Below are 24,290 nucleotides of genomic sequence, written 5' to 3'. Positions count from 1 at the left end.
AAAACGGAGGTTATACATAATGGGCGGCTCAGTATCTGTTGTGCAATTAATCATCAGCATCGTACTTTTTTTTGTTATGTTTTTTGGAATCGGTTTCTTATTAAACATGCTTCTTCGTATGACGTGGTTAATGGCTATTATTTATCCAATCGTTGTTGTATTTATTGTAGATGAAGTTAGTTTTCTAGATTACATTTTTAACGCTGGAACAGCATTCCCTGCATTATTGGATAAGCTTCAAGCATTGCATATGGTTGATATTTCAATTTTAGCTGGGGGATTTGCAGGTGCTATTGTAGCAGGTATTGTTATGATCATTTTACGTAAAAACGGATATCGAATGTTTTAAAAAGGTTACAACGGTTTACATCATTACCGTTGTAACCTTTTTTAGTGGATAGGAAACGATATGTTTTATGTAATTCGCATTATGAAAAAACACGATTAGTCTATTGTAATGACAAATCGTGTTTTCTGAATAGATATAGATGTTTAAGATTGACCGATATCTACATTTAGAAAGGGCATCTGCTAGCCAGATTTAAACATACCTTTCTAGGTTGGTGATTGTTAGGTGCTTAAGTTGATCCGTTTATGTGATTCTAAATCAATGCATAAAAGATAACGGAGATTAAAATCCCTGTGATTGCACCTGTTAGTACTTCACTAGGTTTATGTCCTAGTAATGTTTTTAATTCTTGTATTTTTTCATTTTCTGTTTTTTCAGGCCAATGTTTGATTTCCTCAAAAAATAGTGTTAATTCACTACGCATTTTGTTAATGATGACTGCATGTTGCCCCGCCTGATAACGGACACCACTTGCGTCATACATCACTATAATGGCAAACATTGCGGCAACTGCAAAGGTAGGGGAATCTAACCCAGTTTCAAAACCCACTGCGGTAGCTAAGCTAGTAACTGCTGCTGAATGTGAGCTGGGCATGCCACCAGTAGATGTAATTAAAGACCAATCAATCTTGCGGGAAATTAAAAAGTTAATCGGTACTTTAATTAATTGTGCAAAAAATACAGAGAATAGGGCTAGAAGTAAAGGTATATTTTGAAAAAGTGCCAAAATGATCCCTACCTTTCGTTAACTTTGCTCTAGTATAACATAACCTGAAATTGAGTTATAAATATTTCAAATTTACAAACTTTACATTCGATAAACAAATAGTGGTTATTTATAATAAAACCGTGGAGGGATCGACATGAAAATTATAAAAGAAGCAAAGACATTTGAAAAAGTCACAACAGAATTATTAATTGTTGGGGTTCAAAAGAATTGTAGTCATATTAAGGGTTGGGATGGATTCGTATCGTTTTATGATGGCCAAGTTGAAGACTGGATTCGCAGCGGGGATATCAATACCGAACGTAAACAGATGACGAAAATTCCTTACGTCGGAAAAAATAAAAATTTAAAACGTATTTTATTTGTTGGGCTAGGGGATCCAAAATCCTTAACTGAAAATGAACTACGTGATACTTTTGGTTTAGTTGGGAAACAATTAAGAACTTTAAAAACAAATGATTTTACGATTTGGTTGGAATCATTTACAGCTAGTCCAATAGATGAAAATGATATCGCTTATTTAGCTGCTGAAGGAATTGGATTAGGGTTTTACACGATTCCTCATTATAAAACCACTTCCAATGAGCAGGACTGTTACTTAGACAATGTACATTTTGTCACAGAAGCAGATATTGATGAAATTGCTGCAAGTTTTGAGGTTGGACGAATTTATGCGGAAGCGGTAAATGAAGCAAGAAGCTTAATTAATTTACCACCAAATTTATTAACTGCAACGGATTTAGCAAACTATGCTGTTGAACTAGCAAAGCAATACGATTTTGAGGTGGAAATTTTAGATAAAGCCCAATTAGAGGAATTAGGTATGGGCGGTATATTAAGTGTAAATAAAGGGTCTTCAGAAGAACCTAGAATGATTACATTAAAATATCAAGCAACCGATGAATGGAAGGATGTAATTGGGCTCGTTGGTAAAGGTGTAACTTATGATACAGGTGGTTATTCCATTAAAACTAAAACTGGAATGGTTGGCATGAAAGGGGATATGGGTGGTGCTGCAGTCGTACTTGGTGCCATGAAAATTATCGGCGAAATAAGACCAAATAAAAACGTCGTAGCAGTAATCGGGTCAACAGATAATATGATTTCAGGAACTGCATTTAAGCCAGATGATGTCATTACGACGTTCAGTGGAAAAACAGTTGAAGTATTAAATACAGATGCAGAAGGGCGTCTTGTATTAGCTGATGCGGTAACATATGCAAAACAACACGGTGCTAACTATTTAATTGATGTTGCGACGTTAACAGGCGGTGTAATTACAGCTCTTGGATTCGATAAAACAGGAGCTTTAACTAATAATGAGGGATTCTTTGATGGATTTATTGAAGCTTCGATTGAATGTGGTGAATTTGTTTGGAGAATGCCATTAACAGAACGTGATAAAAAACGAATCCGTAAGTCAGAAATGGCCGATTTAAATAATTCTCCTGGTAGCGACGGCCATATGATTTTTGCGGGTGGTTTTGTCGGAGAATTTGCTGAAAACACACCATGGATTCATTTAGATATTGCCGGTACATCAGATGCAGCAACGCCACATGATTTAGGTCCTAAAGGTGGTACTGGTGTAATGGTGAGAACGATTGCAACCTTTATTGAAAAATTAGGTGACAATCAAGTTGAAATTTAACTCTTATAAATTATCGTGATTCCTCTTTGTCAATGGGCGAATGGCATAGGCGACCTTCACCTTCTTTCATATGTTACTTAAGAAAAGGAGGTATTGTATGAGCAACTTCGGTTATGGTGGTTACGGCGGTATTTATCCATTTTTAGGGGGATTCTTAGGAGGGCTTCTTGGCAATACATTTTATCCAAATTATTATCCTCAGAGGTACTATCCAAATTATTATCCTCAGAGATACTATCCTAATTACCACCCTTATCCATACTACCCACGATATTATCATCGCCCATATAGACGCTACTAATAAAAACAGAAAGCTTGTGACCTACAGTGTGAGGTCACAAGCTTTTAACTTTTTATTTAATTCCTTGTTCTTTTTTCATTCGTTCAATTTCGGGTTTAAGATCATCTCTTACAGTACCTGACCATGGTTTTACACCAGCAATATAAGATGAACGACTCATAATATGTCCCCCTACTGGGCCTGTAATAAAGAGGAATAACACTCCTAAAAGAATAGCAGGGTTGAAATGGTTCTCAATTAACCAAAAATGTAGGAAAACTCCGATTAAAATACACATAACCCCAAGCGTTGCGCTTTTAGATGCTGCATGCGTACGAGTGTACAAATCGGGTAAACGAAATAATCCGATAGCTGTTACTACAATAAACACTAAACCTACAACTATAAAGAAAATGATTAGAATATTAGCGAGAATTGTCACGTGTAATAATATCTCCTTTCTCTATAAATTTAGAGAAAGCGATTGTTCCAATAAACGATAAAATCGCCAATAATAATATAATCTCTAAGTAAAAACTTGTCTCAACTAAAATGGAGAAAAGTCCAACTAAGCAAATAAGTGCAACACCAATGGCATCTAATGCAACGACACGGTCAGAAGGATGGGGACCTTTCACAAGACGATAAAACAGTGCAATCAATGATAGTGTAACAATGACAATGGAACCCCAAATAAAGTATGTCATGAACGGCTCACCTCCAAGATTGCCTTTTCAAATGAGTATTTAATAGAATCTATTGTTTCGTCAATATCCTGACTATCAATTACGTGTATAAATAAAGACTTTGAATCGTCAGAAACGTGTACCACTACCGTACCTGGTGTTAATGTAATTAAACTTGATAAAAGTGTGATTTCCCACTCTTCTGTTAAGGTCGTGTCATATTTGAAGAATGCAGGTTGCATATCTAGTTTTGGTTTAATGACTAGCTTCAAAACAGTTATATTCGCTAAAATTAACTCTTTAATAAATAACACAGTTAATTTGATGACGGCCCATACTCGGTCAACATAGAGTCGCGTTTTAAAGAATTTTCTAAGTGCAATAATGACTAGCAAGCCTAGTAAATAACCTATTATCAATCGAGATAATGAGTAGTTAGAGGATAAAAACATCCAAAGAAAAGCCAGAAAGAAATTTAGTAAAATTTGAAAGGACATTTATTCTCCTCCTTTCATGACTGCATCAGTGTAAATTGAAGGATCGATTAACATTTTAGCTGCATGATCCATGAATGGTGTAATCCATTCCGTTCCAACCCCATATGCAACAGAAATGAACACTAAAAGCATCGTTGGTATGAATAACCCTTTATAAGTAGATGGGTTCACATTAGGTGAAATTGTGCCTTGTTCACCCCAAAATGCGTAAATAAAAATACGAATAACTGATAGCAAGACAGCGATACTTGACGCTAAAATAAACACGCTACTCCATAGGTTTCCAGCTTCAAATCCACCCTGTACAATTAGCAATTTACCTACAAACCCACTTAAAGGAGGTACACCAGCTAAACCAAAAGCAGCGATGATATAAAACCATCCTAAAGCTGGGTATGTTTTCATTAATCCTCCCATTTTACGTAAATTGGTTGTCCCTGTTACATATATGACAATCCCAATCAACATAAACAAGGCTGCTTTAATGATCATATCATGAATTAAATAAAACATTGCTCCCTCTAGAGCTACTTCGTTCATTTGTGCTACACCGAATAAAATAACCCCAACAGCAATCACGATATTATATATAATAATTTGTTTCACATCGAAATGGGCAAGGGCACCGATACAGCCTGCCAAAATAGTAATGACTGATAGAATTAATAATAATTCATGCGTATACGCCAAATCATGAGTAAAGAACAATGTGTATGTACGCATTATTGCGTATACCCCTACTTTTGTAAGCAATGCACCAAATAATGCTAAAACAGGTATTGGTGGTGCTGCGTATGCACTTGGTAGCCAAAAGTAAAGAGGGAATATAGCTGCTTTCATACCGAATACAAGTAAGAATAGTACTGCGATTACAGTAAGTATTCCAGGCTGATTCAGTTCAGCTATTTTAATTGAAATATCGGCCATATTTAAAGTGCCGACAACTGAATATAAAAATGCTACTGTAATAACGAAAAATGCAGATGAAAGTACATTGACTAAAATGTACTTAATTGATTCTCGTAATTGCGCTTTTTCTCCACCTAATACAATTAGTAAATAAGAAGACATAAGCAGTACTTCAAAGAATACAAAGAGGTTGAAAATATCCCCTGTTGTAAATGCACCATTCACCCCAGTGATGATAAACATCACCCCAGGATAATAGAAGAACTGTTCACGTTCTTTACCAATCGATTTGAATCCATACCAAACAATGAAAAAGGCAAGAGTTAATGTTGTTAAAACAAGTAAGGATGAAATACTATCGGCGACCATTGTAATACCAAATGGTACAGGCCAATCACCAAAAGTAACAACTTGTGGTCCATTTTCATAAACGTTAAGCAGTAGTAAAAAAGCACAAACGATAGAAATAAGTAACCCGACTAAACTTGTAACTCGTTGATAGCTTATATTCTTTTGTCCAAACATTAAGATCATGCCAAAGAAGAATGGGATAATAATGGGCAATAAAAGAAAGTTATTCATCATGCTCACTTCCTTTCATTAATGTCATATCATCCGTTTTCAGCTCATGATAGGCACGGTATGCAAGGACTAAGAAAAATGCTGTTACACCAAAACTAATAACAATCGCAGTTAATATCAGGGCCTGTGGAAGTGGGTCAACATAATCGGTTACCCCATCAGCTAATACAGGAGGAGCACTTCCACCAAAGCTACCCATTGTTAGTATTAATAAATGAGCACCATGACTAAGTAATCCTGTTCCGATGATAATACGAAGCAAACTGCGAGATAATATTAAATACATTGCAGCCATAAATAAGAAACCACAAACAAAAGCCATAACTATTTCCATTATTCATCATCCCCAATCGTTTGAATAATGGTCATCGTAACGCCAACAACAACCAAATAAACACCTAAGTCGAACAAAGCAGCGGTATGAAGGGAAGTCTTACCTAAAATCGGTAGGTTAAAGTAATCAAAGAAATGAGTAAAGAATGGCTCCCCAACAAACATAGAAAATGCTGCCGTTCCTAAAGCTAAAAGTAATCCTACTGCAACTAAGTACAGATAATTTATTGGTAAAATCGATTTTACTGTTTTTAAATCGAATGCAATAATTAATAACACAATTGCACTAGATGTGACTAAGCCTCCAACAAATCCTCCTCCTGGTGTATAGTGTCCAGCAAAGAAGATATGAACAGCATAGAAGAAAATAATGAAAAAGACGATTTTCGCAGTAAACTGCAGTATTACATCATTTGTTTTCATAATTTCCCTCCTTTTTTGCTCATTCGAAGTTTAATCATACCGTAAATAGCCATTCCAGCAATTGCGAGTACAGTAATCTCAAATAATGTATCAAATCCACGGTAATCAACAAGAATAACGTTTACAATATTTCCTCCACCTGCAAGAGAATACACTGTATCCTTATAGTAATCTGCAATCGATGGAATCAATTTTTGAGAATGTGAAGATAGTGCCACAAGAGTTACCATAACTCCTACCGCAATAGATACAAATGCTCTTCCAAATTTAAATCGAGTACGTTCTTCTGCCTTTTGGAATTTTGGAAGATGGTAAAAGGCTAATAAAAACAATGCAACAGAAATTGTTTCAATAACTAATTGCGTTAACGCTAAGTCAGGTGCGTTAAAAATAACAAAGAATAAGGAAACTGTATATCCAACTGCTCCTAAAGCGACGATCGATGTAATACGTGATTTTGCGAAAACAGTCGTAATTGTACCGATTATTAAAGCAATGATTAAGATGATTTGATACACATGAATTGGTGATGCACTTTCAAATGAAACAACAAATGCATCTTTAATGAATAAGGTACCAATTACAAGCATGGCAAATGCAGTAAACATATAGCTTAAATATCGACGATTTGACCCCGTCATATAGGATTTGGATAGGCTGTCCATCCAAGAGTCAAAGAGTACATTGATCACAAAATCATACAGTCGATTAAGTGAAAATTTCGCAGGAAATACTTTATAAACTTTTTGCCATTTAGCTAGTGTGAAGTAAAGTAGCAACCCTATGACAAAAATTCCGATTGTCATGAGTAATTCTGTGTTAACCCCATGCCAAGCTGCAACGTGTATGTCCACTTCATTTGGATTGTTGTACAGGAATGGCTGAATTGCAGTAACTGCAGGTTTCACGAATGTATCTGTAATCAAGTTTGGAATAAAGAAGATGACGATAACTAAAACAGCCAAAATAGCTGGTGAAATCAACATACCAATAGGTGCCTCGTGTGGTTTATGAGGTAATTGGTCTGATTTAAGTTTTCCAGAAAACGTTTTAAATACAAAGTAGAAACTATAGACAAAAGTAAATATACTAGCAATCCAAGCAAAGATAGGGAACAGTACACCCCAAGTAGAGAATTCGAAAAGTTCAAACTCTTTAACTGCTAACATTGCTGTTAAAAACATTTCTTTACTTAAGAAACCATTAAATAATGGCACACCCGCCATTGAAAAGCCGCCAATTAAAGCAATCGTGAAACTTATTGGCATAATGCTCATTAGACCACCAAGTTTGCGAATATCACGTGTGCCTGTTTCGTGATCGACAATTCCTGCAATCATGAACAGACTACCTTTAAATGTAGCATGGTTAATTAAGTGGAAGATTGCGGCAAAGGCGGCATATTTAAATACCGTATCTTCTGCACCTTCAACATGATAAGCAATTGCCCCAACACCTAATAAGGACATGATAAGACCTAGTTGACTAACCGTGGAGAAGGCTAGTATTGCTTTCAAGTCTGTCTGTTTTACCGCAAAGAATGAACCCCACATTAATGTAAGTAGCCCTATACCAGATACTAACCAAATCCAAACTTCGGAAGAGGCGAAAATTGGTGTAAAACGAGCAACTAAGTAAATCCCAGCTTTAACCATAGTGGCAGAGTGAAGATATGCACTAACTGGTGTAGGTGCTTCCATTGCATCTGGCAACCAAATATAGAATGGGAATTGCGCGGATTTAGTAAAGGCCCCTAGTAAAATAAGGATCAATGCCATGATAAATGTATCATTTGTAGCAAGTTCAGGTGCTTGACCAATCAATTCTCGAATCGAGAATGTTCCTCCCATAATAGAGAGTAAAACGAAACCACCAAGCATCAACATTCCGCCTGCAACAGTAATCATCATTGACTTTAATGCACCAAAGCGGGACTGATCACGGTTATACCAATATCCAATTAATAAGAATGAGGAAACTGATGTTAATTCCCAAAATAAATAAAGTGTGATCATATGATCCGATTGCACGACCCCGAGCATTGCAGACATAAACATTAATAAGTAAATGTAAAAGTTATGTAACTGCTCTTTCGTGCGGTCTAGATAAAAGATAGAATAAAGTACTACTAGTGCACCAATTCCTGTAATTAGCAAGGAGAAGAGAAGACTTAGGCCATCTAAATAAGAAACAAATGAAATCCCTAGTGAAGGAATCCATTGAATTGTTCCAATAAATGATTCTCCAGCTGCAATTGATGGAATATACGTAGTGTAAAATGCTACAAGTACTACTGGTACAATTAGGACAAACCACCCCGTATGTATGGAACGTATTTTCTTAAAGAAAAACGGCATAAATAACGCAGCTATTAAAGGAATGAAAATATATAAGACTTGATTCAAAAGTATCCCCCTTTCTTTTTAAAAAACACTATTTTTAGTGATAAATCATGTACATTATACATGATAGAGACACCATTTTCTACGTAACCAAGGTAAATCTACACTTGATAGACCCTATAAAAGTGATATGATGTTAGAGATTAAAAGAGATAGAGGAATGAAAATGAAAAACCCTTACATATATGGATACTTGCCGCTTTTTACAATTTTATTGTTTAGTTTAACTTTTGGAATTTATACAGTTGGGGAGTCAATTGAGATTTTTACATCGATTGGTGTTTACGCTGGAATGCGAGAGTTTTTAAGTGATATACAATTACGTGTTTTTTTATTAATTATATTTACCTTACTATTTTTTATGATTTTTTCTGCGCTAAAGGTCATAAGTGAAACGATTCATGAAGTAGGCATGTTGTTATTTTCGAAAGATAAAGAAGGAGAGACGATGCGTGTAGCAAGAGGCGGCTATGTTATTTTATTTTTCGGTGCCTTAATCTCAGCTTTCTTTATCCAATCGATTATTGCATTAATGATTGTTGTTATGGTCACAGTGTTAGTTTACTTTGTGTTTACAGTATATAAAATGAGCCATTTCATGTCCTTTACAGGAATGATCGGCTTAATTTTTTTTGAAATTATCTTTTGGGCAACTTTTATCACTACGATTGTATATGTGATTTTTAAACTATATAACGGGATACTTGCAAGTTTACCATTTGCAAATTAAAAGGGGTGCGTCTTAATTAGACGCACCTCTTTAATTATTAATTATGGTATTAAAGATTTTAAAGTGGATTTGGTCGTCTTCGAGTGAATACATAGATTTTGGTGTGTCAAAGCCCACCCAAACGGTCGCTGTATATCGATCAGTTAAACCAGCTAACCAAAAATCTTTATAGTCATTTGTCGTACCTGTTTTTGCTCCAATATATGTGGAGTCAGTATATAGACCACGACCGGTTCCACTTGTGACAACATCATTTAACATAGAGTGCATGTAGCCAATTGTTTTGGTTGACCATACTGTTTCTCTTTCATGATTCCAACTATAAAGTTCCTTACCTTGTAAGTCTGTTACTTTTCGTATGCTATGAATTTGTTCATAGCTTCCATCAATGAAACTAGAATATGCATCAGCCATTTCAACCGGAGTGACTCCATAAGTGAGACCACCTAATGCAGCAGAATAGGTATGATCTTCTTGAACGAGTGATTGGAAGTTAAAACGGTCAAGATATTGAAATCCTGTTTCAATGCCAATGGTATGTAATAGTCGAACTGCAGAAGTATTGAAACTATTTTTAAATGCGGTTGAAATAGAAACATTCCCGTATACCGCGCCCCCGTAGTTTTGAGGACAGAAGTTTTCTACGCAGTAACGCCCCCCGCTAACAATTGAGTACGGCGAATAATTTGTTTCTTCAAAAAGCGGTGCGTAGACAATGAGTGGTTTAAATGCTGAACCGGGTTGTCTTGCAGCTTGATATGCGCGGTGAAAATCGTACTTTTTATAATTCTTTCCTGCATAAACACTAACGATTTCACGTGTATTATTTTCAACTACAACAGAACTTGCTTGGAGACCGTTAATCGAAAGTAAAGAATTAATAGTTTGTTCATCTTCAATTTGTTTATTTTGGTCTAGTGCGGTATAAATCCTTATTCCAGATTGTAATAATTGGTCAATCTTATGATTTAGTTCATTATTAATTTGTTCTTTTTCTTCAATTGTTGTTGCTTCATTTAATTGCTGATCAAATCCTTCATTTTTCGCGACTAGCCATTTTAATTCTTCTAATACATAGGTACTATAAGCAGGAGATTTTTGGATTTTTTGTTTTGTGTTAATTGTGATTTTCTCAAGCTTATGTATTTTGGCTTCTTCCACAGTTAAAATGTTATGTTCAACTAAAATATCTATTAATCTTTCTTGTCTTGCTTTTGTGTTATTAAAATTTCTTAATGGATCATATAAAGACGGATTATTAGGAATCGCTGCAATAAAAGCCATTTGTGCTAGAGATAACTCTGATAATGGTTTTTGGAAATAATACGAAGCAGCGGCTCCTATACCATAGACTTGATTTCCAAAATAGATTTCATTTAAATACATTTCAAAAATTTGCTCTTTATTGTAAATCGTTTCAAGCTCGTGAGCATAAAACAGTTCCATTAGTTTGCGCTCATAAGATTTTTCTTCAGAAAGATAACGCATTCGAACAAGTTGCTGGGTAATTGTACTACCACCTTGTTGAATGGACTGTTCAGAAGAATTGACAACAACTGCCCTCATAATTGCGCTTAAATCAAAACCGATATGTTGATAAAATTGACTATCTTCACTTAGTAAATAGATTTGCTTGATTACTTCGGGAATATCTTCAAATTTCATTGGCTGTCGCCATTCAATATATTCTTCATTAAATATTTTACCGTTCCGATCTACCATTGTAATTGGATGATGATTCTCGACAATAGGTAGTTGGATTCTATCTTCTAATTGTTGTTCTCTCTCCTTTGCTACTGAGTACTCTTCTGAAATTTTAGCACCTAGAAAAATAAGCAATGGAAAACAACAAAAAATGAGAAGAAACCCGACGCTTTGTTTCATGCATATTCCTCCCAAAAAGCTGCCTACATGAAAGAATAGCATATTTATAGAACAATAGTTAGATTGGATAGAATTACAATGTTACTGGTGACTTTTTAAGACATCTTCAAAATATTGTCTTGGTACTCTTTGAATTAGGAAAACGATAATAGATGCGATGAAAAATAAAATACCTGTTGTATAAAAAACAGTTGAGATGGTTGCTATTCCACTTATAATTCCCCCGAAAACTGGACCAATTATATTTCCTAAAAAGCGGAAACTTTGGTTGTATCCCATAATTTCTCCTTGTACTTCAAGGGGTGCCTCACGCCGAATAAGTGCAGTTGTAATTGGAATAAGCCCCCCAGAAAAAATACCAAAAAAGAATCGTAATAAGATCAATTGCCATAGTGAAGTTACTAGGGCTTGAGGGATGATGAATAAAACAGTAATGAAAAGTAAAGTGGCTAATACTTTTTCATAACCAATTTGGTCTGCTAAGCGGCCAAAAAATCGAGAAAATATTAGACTACCTACTCCAGCAGCACTAAATGTTAACCCGGAGAGGAATGCAACTTGTTCACTTGTAGTTAAATCAGAAACGTAAAGTGACAAAAGAGGCTGAATACTAAAATTACCAATTTGAATTAGAGCAGTCACCAACATTGTGTTAAGTATTAATCGATGATGGAAAATAGCCCAAATAATATTTTTCCGTGAAAAAACAGAACTTTTTTTCTTAGTATCTATTTTTGGCTCATGAATTCCGATGATAATAATAAATGCAGCAAGTGAGATGGTAATAGAGGTTAAAATGAAGGTATAACTAAAACCTACTGCATCTGCAAGTGAACCACCAATAATAGGGCCGAATAAGGTTCCACCGACACTTCCGATTTGGAGTGTACCTAAAGTTTTACCTGCCACATTTTTAGGCGTATGTTTACTTATAAATGCCATGGAAGTGGGAATGAATCCAGTTACAATTCCCATAAATAAACGCAAAAAGAAAAACTGATAAACATCTTGTACATGGCCCATTAAGAAAATACTTAACGCAATACCAAAACAATTGATGATCATGATAGGCTTGTAACCATATTTATCTGAGATTCTCCCCCATATAGGAGACATTAGAAATGCAGAAATAAAAGTAGCACCAAAAATTAAACCTGCCCATTTTTGTACATAACTTTCTGAAAAATTCCCCATCGTTTCAATGTAAAGAGAGAGAAATGGCATAATCATTGTCAGTGAAGAGGAAACAATAAAATTAGAGATGAGAATTATAATAAAATTTCGTTTCATGGTTGACATAGCATCACTTTCTTCCGAACATAGTAAAAATCTATTTTTCAGTATACCTAATCACACTTTATGAAGGAAGTAAAGGGAAAGGTTATTTGCGGAAAAAATAATGGTTATATGGTAAACTGTTACGAGGTAATGCCAAGAACAACCAATAAAAACAAAATTTTTAATTAGAGGAGAGTTAATATGTACCCACAATTATCGAAAGATTTAAATCCTGGTGAAGTTTTAGTTGAAATGAATACAACACTTGGAGCAATTAAACTAAAATTATTCCCTGAACAAGCACCAAAAACAGTTGAGAACTTTTTAGGTCATGCTAAATCTGGATATTATAACGGGATCATTTTCCACCGTGTTATTACTGATTTCATGATTCAAGGTGGAGACCCTACAGGAACTGGTATGGGTGGAGAATCAATCTGGGGATCATCATTTGAGGATGAATTCAGTCCAGAATTATTTAACTTACGTGGAGCACTTTCAATGGCAAATGCTGGTCCAAATACAAACGGTTCACAATTCTTTATTGTTCAAATGCCTCAAGTTCCTAGCAATATGATTAGTCAAATGGAACAAGCAGGATTCCCTAAAGAAGTTATTGAGGAATATGCACGCGTTGGTGGTACACCATGGTTAGATTACAAACATACAGTATTTGGCCACGTAGTGGAAGGTATGGAAGTTGTTGACAAAATTGCGAACGTTGAGAAAGATATGCGCGATAAACCACTAGAAGATGTTAAGATTGAATCGATCACAGTATTTGAACAATAATTTGAAAGAAGCGTGACAAAATGAATAAGTTTGTCCTTGGTTTTCTATATTTTCCAGAAGACAAATCGGGCTATATTCCAGCTGCATTCGAATTTTTAGTTTTAATCATTCTATGTGCTTTAGTCTTCATGTGGGTGAGACGTATATCTAAAAAACAAGAAGCAAAAGCAAAAATTTTAGAAGATCGTATTTTAAGTCAACGCCAACAAAGCACACAAAAGATAGAAAAATAACAAAAGGGGGACGGTCTCATAAAGTTTGAGACGTCCCCTTTTCTGCGACGAAAGGCAAAGACGAGGCCGCAAAAAGGTCGACTCACAAAACACGAGTCGACCTTTTTTATGATCAGGTAATTATTTAATTAATGAATGAATTAATATAAAGATTTTTTGAAGCGTTCGACACCGTCTTTAACAGTATCAAAAGGACATGCTACATTCATTCGTAAAAATCCATTGCCGGCCTCACCATATTTTGTACCTGGTTCAAGAGCAAGTCTTCCTACTTCTAAAATGCGGTGCATCATTTCACTTTCAGTTAAGCCAGTTCCTCGGTAATCAATCCATATTAAATATGTAGATTGTGGTTTTGTTACAATTACACCCTCAAGTTTATTTAATTCTTCTACTACATAGTCCATATTGTTTGAAACATATTGAATCATTTCAGCTAACCATTCGTCGCCGTCTTCGTAAGCAGCTTTAAGTGCACTTGCAGCAAGGATGTTAAGGTCTTCTTGTCCATGTGCATTTCTATTTTCAATTAATTTTGCTCTAAGTTCGTCGTTTGGTACAACCATCATTGCTGCATGAAGCCCAGCCATATTGAATGTTTTTGTAGGAGCAATACAAGTAACAATTTTTGCTTGTTCAGCACCTTCAATTGTTAAAGTAGGAATATGCTTAGCGCCTTCAAATACGATATCTGCATGTATTTCATCAGAAACTAATAAAACATCGTACTTAATACATAGTTTAACAATTTGTTCAAGGTCTTCTTTTGACCAAACAACTCCACCAGGATTATGTGGGCTACATAAAATGTACGCTTTCACTCCTGCTTTAAATTGTTCTTCTAACACAGAAAAGTCATATTTAAATGAATTTTCTGATTGTACTAAATCTACTGCTACGAGTGTACGCTTTTGTGCAGTCGGTATGTTTGTGAAGGCTGGATATACAGGTGTTGAAATACATACTTTATCGCCCGGTTGAGTAAATGTCTCAAGTATCGAAGCTAAAGCAGGTACTACACCATGATGGAATAGAATCGTATTTTTATCGATATGCCAATTGTGGTGACGAATAAACCAATTTTGAATGGCAGTTTTACATTCATCACTAATATATGAATAGCCAAATACAGGGTGGTCTAATCGTTGTTTCACTGCATTGATAATAACTTCTGGTACAGCAAAGTCCATATCTGCAACCCACATTGGTAATATGTCTGATGCATCTTCTACGTTATATTTTGCTTTTAAGCGATCTTTGAATTGATCCCATTTTAGAGAGTTTGTATTTTTACGATTATAGATTTGATTAAAGCTGCTCAAAAATATCACTCTTTCTTTATTAACTTTTATAACTATGATACCATATTAGTTAACATAACAGTAGTTAGGTGAAAATTAATGGATACATTTGAAATAATAGAAATGAATCGAAAAGCGATACGCTTATTAAAAGAGTGGGATCCTTTTCAGGTTGGTGAGGATCACTATGATACTGAAGCGGCAGATGTAGTAGCGGCCCTTCAAAATATTGATGATCCGAGTGCATTAGCAAAGGTAATTCAGATTGTGTATGAACATTCTTTTGAAGAATGGATCCCTTTTGAAAAATGTGTTTCTATATCGTATAAGTTAATAGCTATAAAGTTTGAAGCAAAATGTATTGTTTAATAAAAGTAATAAAAGTAATCTCCAATAATAATTGGAGATTACTTTCTATGCTTTAATTCCGTCTAACAAATTCGAAGTAGGCACTTCTAAAACAGTAGACAGTTTTAAAATCGTTTGTAATGAAGGAATCCGTTCACCCTTTTCATATTGTGTTAGTTTTTCTACCCCGATTTGTGAAAGTTTTGATAACTCTTCTAGTGACAAGTTACGTTCCTCTCTTAAAAATCTAAGTTGTTCGTGAAATAATTGTTTCATCTCTTACACCCCTTTCTATTAATAAAAATAGTATATTCATAGTTTAGATCATTAATTAGATATTAATGATCTAAACTATAAATATTCTTACTAGTATGATTAAAATTCCTCCTTAAAAAATCGTAATTTTCCTTAATGCGAACTTTAGTAAATATGTTGTTTTACAAGTTTGAAGATTCAGTGAGATTCTTTGTCCAGTATCTATACATATGTTATAATTTAACATGACATTTACGTAGATAAAGAAAGTAGGAAAACTTTTTATGACAAAAAAATATGAAGTAGGTGACGTGGTAACCGGCAAGGTAACTGGTATTCAGCCTTACGGAGCTTTCGTAGCTTTGGACGAGAATACTCAAGGGCTCGTTCATATTTCAGAGATTACTTATGGATTTGTTAAAGATGTGGCAGATTTTCTAAAAATAGGAGATGAGGTCCAAGTAAAAATACTTGAAGTGGATGAGAACTCGGAAAAAATAAGTCTATCTACTCGAGCTTTACAGGATGTACCTCCCCAAAAGAGGAAAGAACAATTCCCTCGTAAGTCTTTGCAAGATCGTGTGGATGAAAGTGATGCAAATGGTTTTAAATCACTAAGAGACAAGCTTCAAGATTGGATTGAACAATCAGGTCATTAGAATGTAGGGAAATAACATAAAAGAGTGTAGAGAGATTATAACTTTCTACACTCTTTTTTTATTTTTCTTATTGGATATTAGTTTCTTTAAATCCTTAAGTAATCATAATGTTGCGGGGGGACAAGGGTAAAATGAATTTTCCTAAAATTCTAAACCTTTGCGGAGAAGAAAAATTATTTAAGAAAGGCGATAGAATCTCTTTTCGACATTTCAGGTTGAGGTATAGAAATTGCTATAGAAGTAAAATAATAATATAAGTTTGTTTTTAATACCAAAAAGTATGCCCTTTAGTGTTATTTTTAGTAATTTGAATGTTTCCCACAAGGTAGAAATATTAAATTATTGCAATTTTTTCGCATCTTATTTATAAAAATTAAACGTAATATACAGCGTTACGGGAGGAAAAATAATATGATTCCATACAAGCATGAACCATTGACTGATTTTTCTGTTGAAGAGAACCGAAGAGCTTACTTAGAGGCTTTGAAAAAAGTAGAAGGTGAACTAGGACAACATTACCCTTTAATTATTGGTGGGGAACGTGTAACGACTGAGCAAAAGATTGTTTCTTATAACCCTTCCAATAAAGAAGAAGTGATTGGGTATGTATCAAAAGCAAGCCAGAATATAGCAGAAAAGGCAATGCAAATTGCAGATTCAACATTTAACACATGGAAGAAAGTAGACCCTCGCATACGAGCTGAAGTTTTATTCAAGGCTGCAGCAATTACTCGTCGACGAAAATACGAGCTTTGTGCATGGTTAACAAAAGAAGCGGGTAAACCTTGGGCGCAAGCTGATGGGGACATTGCAGAGGGTATTGATTTTTTAGAATATTATGGCCGTCAAATGCTAGAACTTGCCAAAGGTAAACCTTTGGCAGAAAACCAAGGACAAATCAACAAGTATACTTATATTCCACTTGGTGTAGGAGTTATTATTTCACCGTGGAACTTCCCATTTGCTATTATGGCTGGGACAACAGTTGCTGCCGCTGTCACTGGTAATACTGTATTACTTAAACCAGCTTCTACAACTCCTGTTATTGCTTACAAATTTGTTGAAATAATGGAGGAGGCAGGACTTCCAGCAGGAGTTATTAACTATATCCCAGGTTCAGGTGCCGAAGTTGGGGACTACTTAGTTGATCACCCACGAACTCGTTTCATCAGCTTCACGGGTTCACGTGATGTAGGCTTACGTATTAACCAACGTGCTTCTGTATTAAATGAAGGACAAATTTGGATTAAACGTGTTATAGCAGAAATGGGTGGGAAAGATACAATCGTAGTAGACGACAATGCAGACTTAGAATTAGCTGCTCAATCAATTGTTACTTCTGCGTTTGGTTTCAGTGGACAAAAATGTTCAGCTTGTTCACGAGCAGTAATTGTTGGAGACGAGGCATACAATCAAGTTGTAGAACGAGTCGTTGAATTAACAAAAGAATTAGTTGTTGGCGACCCAACAAATGAAGATACATTCTGTGGTCCAGTTAATGATGGCGGTGCATTCAAAAAAGTATCTGAGTATATTGAAATTGGTAAAAGTGAAGGTCGCATTGTTGTTGGAGGGGAATATGACGATTCTAAAGGCTTCTTTATTCACCCAACCGTATTCGCTGACGTAGATCCACAAGCAAGAATCATGCAAGAAGAGATCTTTGGACCGGTTTTAGCATTGACAAAAGCAAATAACTTTGATGAAGCACTCAATATAGCGAACAATACTGTATATGGATTAACAGGTGCAGTTATTTCTAACAATCGCTTTAATCTAGAAAAAGCCCGTGAAGACTTCCATGTTGGTAACCTTTACTTTAACCGTGGCTGTACAGCTGCAACAGTAGGATATCAGCCATTTGGTGGATTTAACATGTCAGGTACTGACTCGAAAGCGGGTGGACCAGATTATTTAACTCTTCATATGCAAGCTAAGACCGTATCAGAAAGCCTATAATATCTTAAACATAAGAAAGTGGGCATAGCGAATCTACGTCTGCTTTCTTATAATAATTGATATGTGGTTATTTAATACTTGTGAGCATATGGATATAATGAAAAGACTTTCAATATCTAATAACTAATTTATGAGGAAGAAATAAAAACGTGGTAATAATGTGAAATTTCTATGACAAAAAATCAAGGTACTATGTTACAATATGGGCGGTATTACTTTAAATGTAATACTTATAAGGTTATTTAATTATTATTACTAATTAAAGAGGCGAAATAAAATGGCTGAAAACTTAAATCTTTTTACTTCTACACAAGAAGTAGTGAAAGAAGCGCTTAACAAACTAGGTTACGACGAAGCGATGTATGAATTACTTAAGGAACCGCTTCGACTTTTAAAAGTTCGTATCCCAGTTAAAATGGATGATGGTACAACTCAAGTCTTCACTGGTTATAGAGCTCAACACAGTGATGCAGTTGGACCAACTAAAGGTGGGGTTCGTTTCCACCCAATGGTTAGTGAAGATGAAGTAAAAGCACTATCAATGTGGATGACATTAAAATGTGGAATTGTAGACCTTCCATATGGTGGTGGTAAAGGTGGAATCATTTGTGACCCACGCCAAATGTCAATGGGAGAACTTGAACGTTTAAGCCGTGGCTATGTTCGCGCTATTAGTCAAATTGTAGGGCCTACTAAAGATATCCCAGCGCCAGATGTATTTACTAATGCACAAATTATGGCATGGATGATGGATGAGTATAGCCGTATGGACGAATTTAACTCACCTGGATTCATTACTGGTAAACCATTAGTTCTTGGTGGTTCAAAAGGTCGCGACCGTGCGACTGCTGAAGGGGTAACAATTGTTATTCAAGAAGCTGCAAAAAAACGCAACATTGATATAAAAGGCGCTCGCGTAGTAATTCAAGGATTTGGTAACGCGGGTAGTTTCTTAGCTAAATTTATGAGTGACTTAGGAGCAAAAGTAATCGGTATTTCCGATGCTTATGGTGCTCTACATGATCCGAATGGTTTAGATATCGATTACTTACTTGATCGTCGTGACAGCTTCGGTACAGTAACTACATTATTTGAAAATACGATTACAAACCAAGAATTACTTGAATTAGATTGTGATATATTAGTTCCTGCAGCAATCGAAAACCAAATTACTGCAGAAAATGCTCATAATATTAAAGCAACAATCGTAGTTGAAGCTGCAAATGGTCCAACTACTTCAGAAGCTACTAAAATCTTAACTGAACGTGGAATCCTATTAGTACCAGACGTATTAGCATCAGCTGGTGGTGTTACTGTATCTTACTTCGAATGGGTACAAAATAACATGGGTTACTATTGGGAAGAAGAAGAAGTTCAAGAAAAACTATACAAAAAAATGGTTGATTCATTTGAAGCTGTTTACACAACTGCAACAACACGTAATATCGATATGCGCTTAGCTGCATATATGGTTGGTGTTCGCCGTACAGCCGAAGCTTCTCGCTTCCGCGGTTGGGTTTAATAGTATAAAATTAAGCTATGTAAAGGTATGTCCTTTGCATGGCTTTTTTTATGGCTAGAAATGAAATTTCTATATGTATAAGAATGGCAATTTATTGCGTTAGTCATTGACTTTCTAATGCATATAAAACATAAAGGAGAGAAAGTATTGAACGAATTTACATTCTATAATCCAGTAAAATTAATTTTTGGAAAAGGCGCACTAGAGAATTTACCTACAGAAGTATCTCAATATGGAAAAAAGGTTCTTGTAGTTTACGGTGGCGGAAGTATTAAGAAAAATGGTGTTTATGAAGCTGTTTTAAATAAATTATCTAGCATTAATTGTGAAGTATTTGAATTAAGTGGTGTTGAACCGAACCCAAGAGTTGAAACAGCAAGAAAGGGCATTGAAATTTGTAAACAAAATGAAATTGACCTCGTATTAGCAGTGGGCGGTGGGTCTGTAATCGATTGCTCGAAATTAATTGCTGCTGGCGCTAAGTATGAAGGTGATCCATGGGACTTTGTAATAAAAAAAGCATTTCCTAACGATGCACTTTCACTTGGGACGGTACTAACATTAGCCGCAACAGGTTCAGAAATGAATGCCGGTTCTGTTATTACAAATACCGCAACAGAAGAGAAGTTTGGTTGGGGAAGTCCATTTGTATTTCCTAAATTTTCAATCCTAAATCCTGAATTTACATTCACTGTTCCAAAAGAACATACCGTTTATGGTATGGTTGATATTATGTCTCATGTATTTGAACAATATTTCCATAACGCAACAAATACGCCAATTACGGATGAAATGTGCGAGGGTGTTTTACGTACCGTAATTGAAACAGCACCAAAATTAATAAATGACTTAGAGAATTATGAGTTAAGAGAAACAATTTTATTTGCAGGAACTGTTGGGTTAAATGGATTTTTATCGATTGGCTCTCGTGGAGATTGGGCTACTCATGATATTGAGCATTCTGTATCTGCCATTTACGATATCCCACATGGTGGAGGGTTAGCAATTTTATTCCCACATTGGATGCGACATAATGTGAAATACAATCCAGAAAGATTTGCTAAACTTGCAACTCGTGTATTTAATGTCGATCCTAATAACAAAACTGTTGAAGAGATTGCCTATGAAGGAATTAATCAACTATCAGAGTTTTGGAAATCTTTAGGGGCCCCAAGTAAACTTTCTGATTATGGAATTGATGACTCTAAATTTGATCAAATGGTCAGTCATAGTGTAGATAATGGACCATTGGGCAATTTTAGAAAATTAGAAGCAGATGATGTTTACGAAATATTAAGAAATGCATTATAACAAAAACCCTTGTGCTCATTGGGCACAAGGGTTTTTGCTATTTTCTGTCGCTATCTGTATTATCTTTTGTAATGTGATGCTCCCAATCCTTAACATTATCATCTTCATCGAATGAGATGGTTACCTTCGTAACGCCTTTTTGACTTTTTAGGATTTCTGTTAAATGATCACGAACATCGTCTAAATAGGCTAAAGAAAGATTAGGATCAGTTTCTGCTACTAACTCAACATGTAAAAATTCGCCCTCTTTCACTACTTCCAATCGAGCAATATCTTTTACATTTGGATCTTGCATAACCAAGTTGCCAATGTGAACATACATTTCTTCATCCGTTTCACCGATTGCACCGCGAGCATTATCTAGGAATACACGACCTACAACATAAAACATCATAATACCAATGATCATCGAAACTAATCCTTCAAGTGGTGTATAACCAGTAACGTTTGCAATAATAATTGCTAAGAACGCTAATACATTTCCTGCTGTTGCCACGGCGTCTTCCATCCATACGAGCTTCGTTGCAGGTTTTGCACGATTTAAATAGCTAAATGATTTAGGAACAGCAATAAGACCTACATGTTCTACTCCCACTTCATGTAGTACCTCTTTTGCTGCCTTATGAAGAACACTTCCTTCTAAAACAATACCGATTAGTAAAACACCTAATGCAATCCACATTCCACCACTCTCTTCAGAAGGGTGTAAAAAGTGATGCCAACCTTCTTTAACTGTCTCATAAGAAAGGATTCCAACAATTAAGACAGCCCCTAGACAAACTAGGTTCACAACCCGCCCAAAGCCATTTGGGAAATTTTTGGTAGGCGCCTTTTTAGATAAAGCCGAACCTACAAAAACGAAAAATTGGTTTGCTGAGTCACCTAAGGAGTGCATCATTTCGGCAAACATAGCAACATTACCAGTGAAGAAGTATGCTACCCCTTTAATGATTCCTAAAAATAAGTTTACTAGTGCAGCTACAAGGGAAGGTTTATTTCCTCCCTTTAGTAATTTGAATATTTCTCCCATTATTTCTCCTCCAATTAAGCTATAATTTCAATTTCAATTTTTTGTATATACGGTAAAGAATGCAGGGTATGATAAATTGAAATAGTATCTGTTGAAAATAAAGCTGAGAATTTAATATCAACTTCATATAAAGATTGAGTCTCCGATACTAGAACATCCCGAATACGAATATTGTCAATAAACATCTCATTTTCTTTCATAAACTCAAGTAAATTATTTATATTTTTATCTTTGTCTACTCGAGCTTTCAATGAATGTTCACGCATACGTAATCTTCTAGGACCGATTTTTAATAAGAATGGAGCGATTAATTCTATACCTAAAACGACAATTACAACTGTCGCGAATGCTTCTAAATAAAATCCAGCACCAACTGCAATCCCTATTCCAGCTGCTCCCCATATCATGGCTGCTGTTGTTAGACCTGTAATACTGTCATTACCTTTACGCAAGATGACCCCTGCACCTAAAAATCCAATACCACTTACAATCTGTGCTGCTAAACGTAGCGGATCCATCGTAATATTAATATCGTCACGAGCGGGTGTACTATATGCAGTTTCAATCGAAATAATTGTTAATAAACAACTAAAAGTTGCAATGACTAAACTTGTTTTTAACCCAACTGGCTTCTTTTTTAACTCTCTTTCAATTCCGATAATCAAACTGAGTGTGGCTGCAATCATTAATTTGTATATAACTCCTAATAAAAATGAGTCCGTGTTTAATAAATGCATGAAATTTCCCCCTTTTATTTATTGCTAACCTTTCTTGAAAGTGACAAAATAGTAATAATTAACAACATGTCAAAACAATTTGGAGCTGTACTTACATATGGAAAAACCAACAATTCATCCCTTTATACCAATTGTAATTGGTGTTATATCTATAGCGTTATCAGCTATTTTGGTTAAATTAGCTGAGGCAGAAGCAGGTGTGATCGCTTTTTATAGAATGCTTTTCTCAGTTTTATTAATGAGTCCAATATTCTTTACAAAATATGTACATGAAATTAAGCTCCTTTCCAGGAGAGATTGGATCTTCTCTTCTATTGCGGGTGTATTTTTAGCGTTCCATTTTATATTATGGTTTGAATCTCTGAATTACACTTCTGTTGCAAGTTCGACTGTCCTTGTAACACTTCAACCTTTATTTGCATTTGTGGGAACTTACTTCTTCTTTAAAGAACCACTATCGGTTAAAACAATTATTTCAGGATTAATCGCTATATCAGGAAGTATTCTTATTAGTTGGGGTGACTTTAAAGTAAGTGGAACAGCATTATATGGAGATATATTGGCATTGATTGCGTGTGGACTTGTTACAGGTTATTTTTTATTCGGTCAGGATGTACGAAAAAGATTATCTTTAATTACTTATACTATGGTTGTCTACTCAATTAGTACAATTTGTTTATTCTTCTATATGATTATTGGAAGAGAATCATTTGGTCCTTATTCAACAATGACTTGGGTTTGGTTTATCTTACTTGCACTTATACCTAATTTATTAGGACATACACTTTTTAATTGGGCATTGAAATGGGTAAGCACGAATGTAATTTCGGTTGCTGTATTATTTGAACCAATAGGAGCAGCTATACTTGCGTATTTTGTTTTTGAAGAATACCTAAAGGCGACACAATTATTAGGTGGAATCATAGTTATTTTAGGTATTATGTTATTTATAATTGATATAAAAGTGGTCAATAAGATATTTAGAAGAAAAAATGCTTGATTTCTATATTTGTATAATGTATATTATTACTTGTCCTTAACGAAGGAAGCTGTTTTGAAATCTAAAATTTGATTTATAAAATAGTTGACTTCGAAAAGGAAAAAGATTAAGATATAAGAGTTGCTCTTGAGAAAAACTTCTAAAAATACAAAATAAAGTATTGACATCATTTAGTTACGGTGTTATAATAACGGAGTCGCTTAAAAAGAGCGCTATTCAAAAATGAACCTTGAAAACTGAACAACAAAACGTTAATGAAATAAACGTTTCTTTTAATTAAGAAACAAAATTTTGGACATCAAAATTGATGCCAGCTAAAATTTGAGCTTTATCAAATTTTCTTTTATGGAGAGTTTGATCCTGGCTCAGGACGAACGCTGGCGGCGTGCCTAATACATGCAAGTCGAGCGAA

The 24,290-nt window shown here is 35.1% G+C and carries 26 protein-coding genes and 1 rRNA gene; 13 read left to right on the top strand and 14 right to left on the bottom strand.

Going from position 1 to position 24,290, the window contains the following annotated elements; all coding sequences use genetic code 11:
* Positions 1-19 precede the first annotated feature (19 nt).
* Entirely contained in the window at positions 20-349 is a 330-nt protein-coding gene (locus JOD29_RS12310; RefSeq protein ID WP_124765518.1) for a YuiB family protein, read from the top strand.
* A gap of 253 nt (positions 350-602) precedes the next feature.
* On the opposite strand, the gene JOD29_RS12305 is transcribed toward JOD29_RS12310, so the two are convergent.
* Positions 603-1,076 (bottom strand): divergent PAP2 family protein, encoded by a 474-nt coding sequence (locus JOD29_RS12305; RefSeq protein ID WP_192894231.1) that lies wholly within the window; start codon positions 1,074-1,076, stop codon positions 603-605.
* Positions 1,077-1,212: 136 nt separating this feature from the next.
* On the opposite strand from JOD29_RS12305, the gene JOD29_RS12300 reads away from it, so the two are divergent.
* Positions 1,213-2,727, top strand: coding sequence for a leucyl aminopeptidase (locus JOD29_RS12300; RefSeq protein WP_124765522.1), 1,515 nt, complete (start codon positions 1,213-1,215; stop codon positions 2,725-2,727).
* Between the two features lie 97 nt (positions 2,728-2,824).
* The gene (locus tag JOD29_RS12295) at positions 2,825-3,028 is read left to right on the top strand and encodes a hypothetical protein (RefSeq protein ID WP_124765524.1); all 204 of its coding nucleotides are present in this window, start codon (positions 2,825-2,827) and stop codon (positions 3,026-3,028) included.
* Positions 3,029-3,080: 52 nt separating this feature from the next.
* Here JOD29_RS12295 and mnhG read toward each other — a convergent pair whose 3' ends face one another.
* From mnhG to JOD29_RS12260, 7 genes are read right to left on the bottom strand one after another with little or no spacing between them, the layout of a single operon-like run.
* The gene (gene mnhG, locus JOD29_RS12290; RefSeq protein WP_124765526.1) at positions 3,081-3,449 is read right to left on the bottom strand and encodes a monovalent cation/H(+) antiporter subunit G; all 369 of its coding nucleotides are present in this window, start codon (positions 3,447-3,449) and stop codon (positions 3,081-3,083) included.
* On the bottom strand, positions 3,433-3,714 hold the full coding sequence (locus JOD29_RS12285; protein ID WP_124765528.1) for a Na(+)/H(+) antiporter subunit F1: 282 nt from the start codon (positions 3,712-3,714) through the stop codon (positions 3,433-3,435). Before JOD29_RS12285 ends, mnhG begins: the two co-directional genes overlap by 17 nt.
* A complete protein-coding gene (locus JOD29_RS12280) occupies positions 3,711-4,190 on the bottom strand; it encodes a Na+/H+ antiporter subunit E (protein WP_124765530.1) in 480 nt (159 codons plus the stop codon). The genes JOD29_RS12285 and JOD29_RS12280 overlap by 4 nt, the downstream gene beginning before the upstream one ends.
* On the bottom strand, positions 4,191-5,681 hold the full coding sequence (locus tag JOD29_RS12275) for a Na+/H+ antiporter subunit D (RefSeq protein WP_124765532.1): 1,491 nt from the start codon (positions 5,679-5,681) through the stop codon (positions 4,191-4,193). It lies immediately after the preceding gene.
* Positions 5,674-6,015: a Na(+)/H(+) antiporter subunit C gene (locus tag JOD29_RS12270; RefSeq protein ID WP_124765534.1), complete on the bottom strand. Its 342-nt coding sequence runs from the start codon at positions 6,013-6,015 to the stop codon at positions 5,674-5,676. Before JOD29_RS12270 ends, JOD29_RS12275 begins: the two co-directional genes overlap by 8 nt.
* Positions 6,015-6,437, bottom strand: a complete 423-nt coding sequence (locus JOD29_RS12265; protein WP_124765536.1) for a Na(+)/H(+) antiporter subunit B — start codon at positions 6,435-6,437, stop codon at positions 6,015-6,017. Before JOD29_RS12265 ends, JOD29_RS12270 begins: the two co-directional genes overlap by 1 nt.
* Positions 6,434-8,842 (bottom strand): Na+/H+ antiporter subunit A, encoded by a 2,409-nt coding sequence (locus tag JOD29_RS12260; protein ID WP_124765538.1) that lies wholly within the window; start codon positions 8,840-8,842, stop codon positions 6,434-6,436. Before JOD29_RS12260 ends, JOD29_RS12265 begins: the two co-directional genes overlap by 4 nt.
* Positions 8,843-8,999: 157 nt before the next feature.
* Between JOD29_RS12260 and JOD29_RS12255 the strand changes: the two genes are divergently transcribed.
* Positions 9,000-9,569: a DUF5366 family protein gene (locus tag JOD29_RS12255; protein WP_338088314.1), complete on the top strand. Its 570-nt coding sequence runs from the start codon at positions 9,000-9,002 to the stop codon at positions 9,567-9,569.
* A 30-nt stretch (positions 9,570-9,599) separates the two neighbouring features.
* Here the strand turns inward: JOD29_RS12255 and JOD29_RS12250 are convergent, their stop codons facing one another.
* Together JOD29_RS12250 and JOD29_RS12245 are read right to left on the bottom strand one after the other, a co-directional pair.
* Complete coding sequence (locus JOD29_RS12250) at positions 9,600-11,453, bottom strand: transglycosylase domain-containing protein (RefSeq protein ID WP_124765540.1); 1,854 nt, start codon at positions 11,451-11,453, stop codon at positions 9,600-9,602.
* A gap of 81 nt (positions 11,454-11,534) precedes the next feature.
* A complete protein-coding gene (locus JOD29_RS12245; RefSeq protein ID WP_124765542.1) occupies positions 11,535-12,752 on the bottom strand; it encodes an MFS transporter in 1,218 nt (405 codons plus the stop codon).
* Positions 12,753-12,932: 180 nt separating this feature from the next.
* Here JOD29_RS12245 and JOD29_RS12240 point away from each other — a divergent pair, with 180 nt between their 5' ends.
* Together JOD29_RS12240 and JOD29_RS12235 are read left to right on the top strand one after the other, a co-directional pair.
* Positions 12,933-13,523: a peptidylprolyl isomerase gene (locus JOD29_RS12240; RefSeq protein WP_124765544.1), complete on the top strand. Its 591-nt coding sequence runs from the start codon at positions 12,933-12,935 to the stop codon at positions 13,521-13,523.
* Positions 13,524-13,543: 20 nt separating this feature from the next.
* Positions 13,544-13,756, top strand: a complete 213-nt coding sequence (locus JOD29_RS12235; protein ID WP_124765546.1) for a hypothetical protein — start codon at positions 13,544-13,546, stop codon at positions 13,754-13,756.
* A gap of 140 nt (positions 13,757-13,896) precedes the next feature.
* Here JOD29_RS12235 and JOD29_RS12230 read toward each other — a convergent pair whose 3' ends face one another.
* Positions 13,897-15,087 (bottom strand): MalY/PatB family protein, encoded by a 1,191-nt coding sequence (locus JOD29_RS12230; protein ID WP_420844555.1) that lies wholly within the window; start codon positions 15,085-15,087, stop codon positions 13,897-13,899.
* 69 nt (positions 15,088-15,156) lie between these two features.
* Here JOD29_RS12230 and JOD29_RS12225 point away from each other — a divergent pair, with 69 nt between their 5' ends.
* Positions 15,157-15,426 carry a DUF1871 family protein gene (locus JOD29_RS12225; RefSeq protein ID WP_124765550.1) on the top strand — a complete coding sequence of 90 codons (270 nt, stop codon included), beginning with the start codon at positions 15,157-15,159 and terminating at the stop codon, positions 15,424-15,426.
* Between the two features lie 45 nt (positions 15,427-15,471).
* On the opposite strand, the gene JOD29_RS12220 is transcribed toward JOD29_RS12225, so the two are convergent.
* Positions 15,472-15,681: a helix-turn-helix domain-containing protein gene (locus tag JOD29_RS12220; RefSeq protein ID WP_124765552.1), complete on the bottom strand. Its 210-nt coding sequence runs from the start codon at positions 15,679-15,681 to the stop codon at positions 15,472-15,474.
* A 263-nt stretch (positions 15,682-15,944) separates the two neighbouring features.
* Here JOD29_RS12220 and yugI point away from each other — a divergent pair, with 263 nt between their 5' ends.
* The 4 genes from yugI (at position 15,945) to JOD29_RS12200 (ending at position 21,111) form a co-directional block, all read left to right on the top strand.
* Positions 15,945-16,319: a S1 domain-containing post-transcriptional regulator GSP13 gene (gene yugI / locus JOD29_RS12215; protein WP_124765554.1), complete on the top strand. Its 375-nt coding sequence runs from the start codon at positions 15,945-15,947 to the stop codon at positions 16,317-16,319.
* Positions 16,320-16,730: 411 nt separating this feature from the next.
* Complete coding sequence (pruA, locus tag JOD29_RS12210) at positions 16,731-18,278, top strand: L-glutamate gamma-semialdehyde dehydrogenase (RefSeq protein WP_124765556.1); 1,548 nt, start codon at positions 16,731-16,733, stop codon at positions 18,276-18,278.
* A 277-nt stretch (positions 18,279-18,555) separates the two neighbouring features.
* Complete coding sequence (locus JOD29_RS12205) at positions 18,556-19,800, top strand: Glu/Leu/Phe/Val family dehydrogenase (RefSeq protein WP_124765558.1); 1,245 nt, start codon at positions 18,556-18,558, stop codon at positions 19,798-19,800.
* A gap of 147 nt (positions 19,801-19,947) precedes the next feature.
* Positions 19,948-21,111: an iron-containing alcohol dehydrogenase gene (locus JOD29_RS12200; protein ID WP_124765560.1), complete on the top strand. Its 1,164-nt coding sequence runs from the start codon at positions 19,948-19,950 to the stop codon at positions 21,109-21,111.
* 37 nt (positions 21,112-21,148) lie between these two features.
* On the opposite strand, the gene JOD29_RS12195 is transcribed toward JOD29_RS12200, so the two are convergent.
* Both JOD29_RS12195 and JOD29_RS12190 read right to left on the bottom strand, forming a co-directional pair.
* On the bottom strand, positions 21,149-22,141 hold the full coding sequence (locus tag JOD29_RS12195; protein WP_124765562.1) for a cation diffusion facilitator family transporter: 993 nt from the start codon (positions 22,139-22,141) through the stop codon (positions 21,149-21,151).
* A gap of 14 nt (positions 22,142-22,155) precedes the next feature.
* The gene (locus tag JOD29_RS12190; protein WP_124765564.1) at positions 22,156-22,878 is read right to left on the bottom strand and encodes an MgtC/SapB family protein; all 723 of its coding nucleotides are present in this window, start codon (positions 22,876-22,878) and stop codon (positions 22,156-22,158) included.
* A 97-nt stretch (positions 22,879-22,975) separates the two neighbouring features.
* On the opposite strand from JOD29_RS12190, the gene JOD29_RS12185 reads away from it, so the two are divergent.
* The gene (locus JOD29_RS12185; RefSeq protein ID WP_124765566.1) at positions 22,976-23,878 is read left to right on the top strand and encodes a DMT family transporter; all 903 of its coding nucleotides are present in this window, start codon (positions 22,976-22,978) and stop codon (positions 23,876-23,878) included.
* A gap of 342 nt (positions 23,879-24,220) precedes the next feature.
* Positions 24,221-24,290, top strand: a 16S ribosomal RNA gene (locus JOD29_RS12180); the annotation flags it as partial.

It is taken from the genome of Lysinibacillus composti, assembly GCF_016908465.1.
Classification (GTDB): domain Bacteria; phylum Bacillota; class Bacilli; order Bacillales_A; family Planococcaceae; genus Ureibacillus; species Ureibacillus composti_A.
The sequence above is the reverse complement of the archived record's forward strand: the minus strand, read 5'-3'. Positions and strand labels throughout refer to the sequence as shown.

Excerpts from the sequence above, each read along its gene's own strand:
- JOD29_RS12240 (WP_124765544.1), top strand. The coding sequence starts at position 12,933 with ATGTACCCACAATTATCGAAAGATTTAAATCCTGGTGAAGTTTTAGTT.
- JOD29_RS12265 (WP_124765536.1), bottom strand. The coding sequence starts at position 6,437 with ATGAAAACAAATGATGTAATACTGCAGTTTACTGCGAAAATCGTCTTT.
- JOD29_RS12310 (WP_124765518.1), top strand. The coding sequence starts at position 20 with ATGGGCGGCTCAGTATCTGTTGTGCAATTAATCATCAGCATCGTACTT.
- JOD29_RS12270 (WP_124765534.1), bottom strand. The coding sequence starts at position 6,015 with ATGGAAATAGTTATGGCTTTTGTTTGTGGTTTCTTATTTATGGCTGCA.
- JOD29_RS12245 (WP_124765542.1), bottom strand. The coding sequence starts at position 12,752 with ATGTCAACCATGAAACGAAATTTTATTATAATTCTCATCTCTAATTTT.
- JOD29_RS12285 (WP_124765528.1), bottom strand. The coding sequence starts at position 3,714 with ATGACATACTTTATTTGGGGTTCCATTGTCATTGTTACACTATCATTG.
- JOD29_RS12225 (WP_124765550.1), top strand. The coding sequence starts at position 15,157 with ATGGATACATTTGAAATAATAGAAATGAATCGAAAAGCGATACGCTTA.
- JOD29_RS12275 (WP_124765532.1), bottom strand. The coding sequence starts at position 5,681 with ATGAATAACTTTCTTTTATTGCCCATTATTATCCCATTCTTCTTTGGC.
- JOD29_RS12255 (WP_338088314.1), top strand. The coding sequence starts at position 9,000 with ATGAAAATGAAAAACCCTTACATATATGGATACTTGCCGCTTTTTACA.
- JOD29_RS12205 (WP_124765558.1), top strand. The coding sequence starts at position 18,556 with ATGGCTGAAAACTTAAATCTTTTTACTTCTACACAAGAAGTAGTGAAA.
- yugI (WP_124765554.1), top strand. The coding sequence starts at position 15,945 with ATGACAAAAAAATATGAAGTAGGTGACGTGGTAACCGGCAAGGTAACT.
- JOD29_RS12190 (WP_124765564.1), bottom strand. The coding sequence starts at position 22,878 with ATGCATTTATTAAACACGGACTCATTTTTATTAGGAGTTATATACAAA.
- JOD29_RS12220 (WP_124765552.1), bottom strand. The coding sequence starts at position 15,681 with ATGAAACAATTATTTCACGAACAACTTAGATTTTTAAGAGAGGAACGT.
- JOD29_RS12250 (WP_124765540.1), bottom strand. The coding sequence starts at position 11,453 with ATGAAACAAAGCGTCGGGTTTCTTCTCATTTTTTGTTGTTTTCCATTG.
- JOD29_RS12280 (WP_124765530.1), bottom strand. The coding sequence starts at position 4,190 with ATGTCCTTTCAAATTTTACTAAATTTCTTTCTGGCTTTTCTTTGGATG.
- JOD29_RS12300 (WP_124765522.1), top strand. The coding sequence starts at position 1,213 with ATGAAAATTATAAAAGAAGCAAAGACATTTGAAAAAGTCACAACAGAA.
- pruA (WP_124765556.1), top strand. The coding sequence starts at position 16,731 with ATGATTCCATACAAGCATGAACCATTGACTGATTTTTCTGTTGAAGAG.
- JOD29_RS12235 (WP_124765546.1), top strand. The coding sequence starts at position 13,544 with ATGAATAAGTTTGTCCTTGGTTTTCTATATTTTCCAGAAGACAAATCG.
- JOD29_RS12295 (WP_124765524.1), top strand. The coding sequence starts at position 2,825 with ATGAGCAACTTCGGTTATGGTGGTTACGGCGGTATTTATCCATTTTTA.
- JOD29_RS12185 (WP_124765566.1), top strand. The coding sequence starts at position 22,976 with ATGGAAAAACCAACAATTCATCCCTTTATACCAATTGTAATTGGTGTT.
- JOD29_RS12195 (WP_124765562.1), bottom strand. The coding sequence starts at position 22,141 with ATGGGAGAAATATTCAAATTACTAAAGGGAGGAAATAAACCTTCCCTT.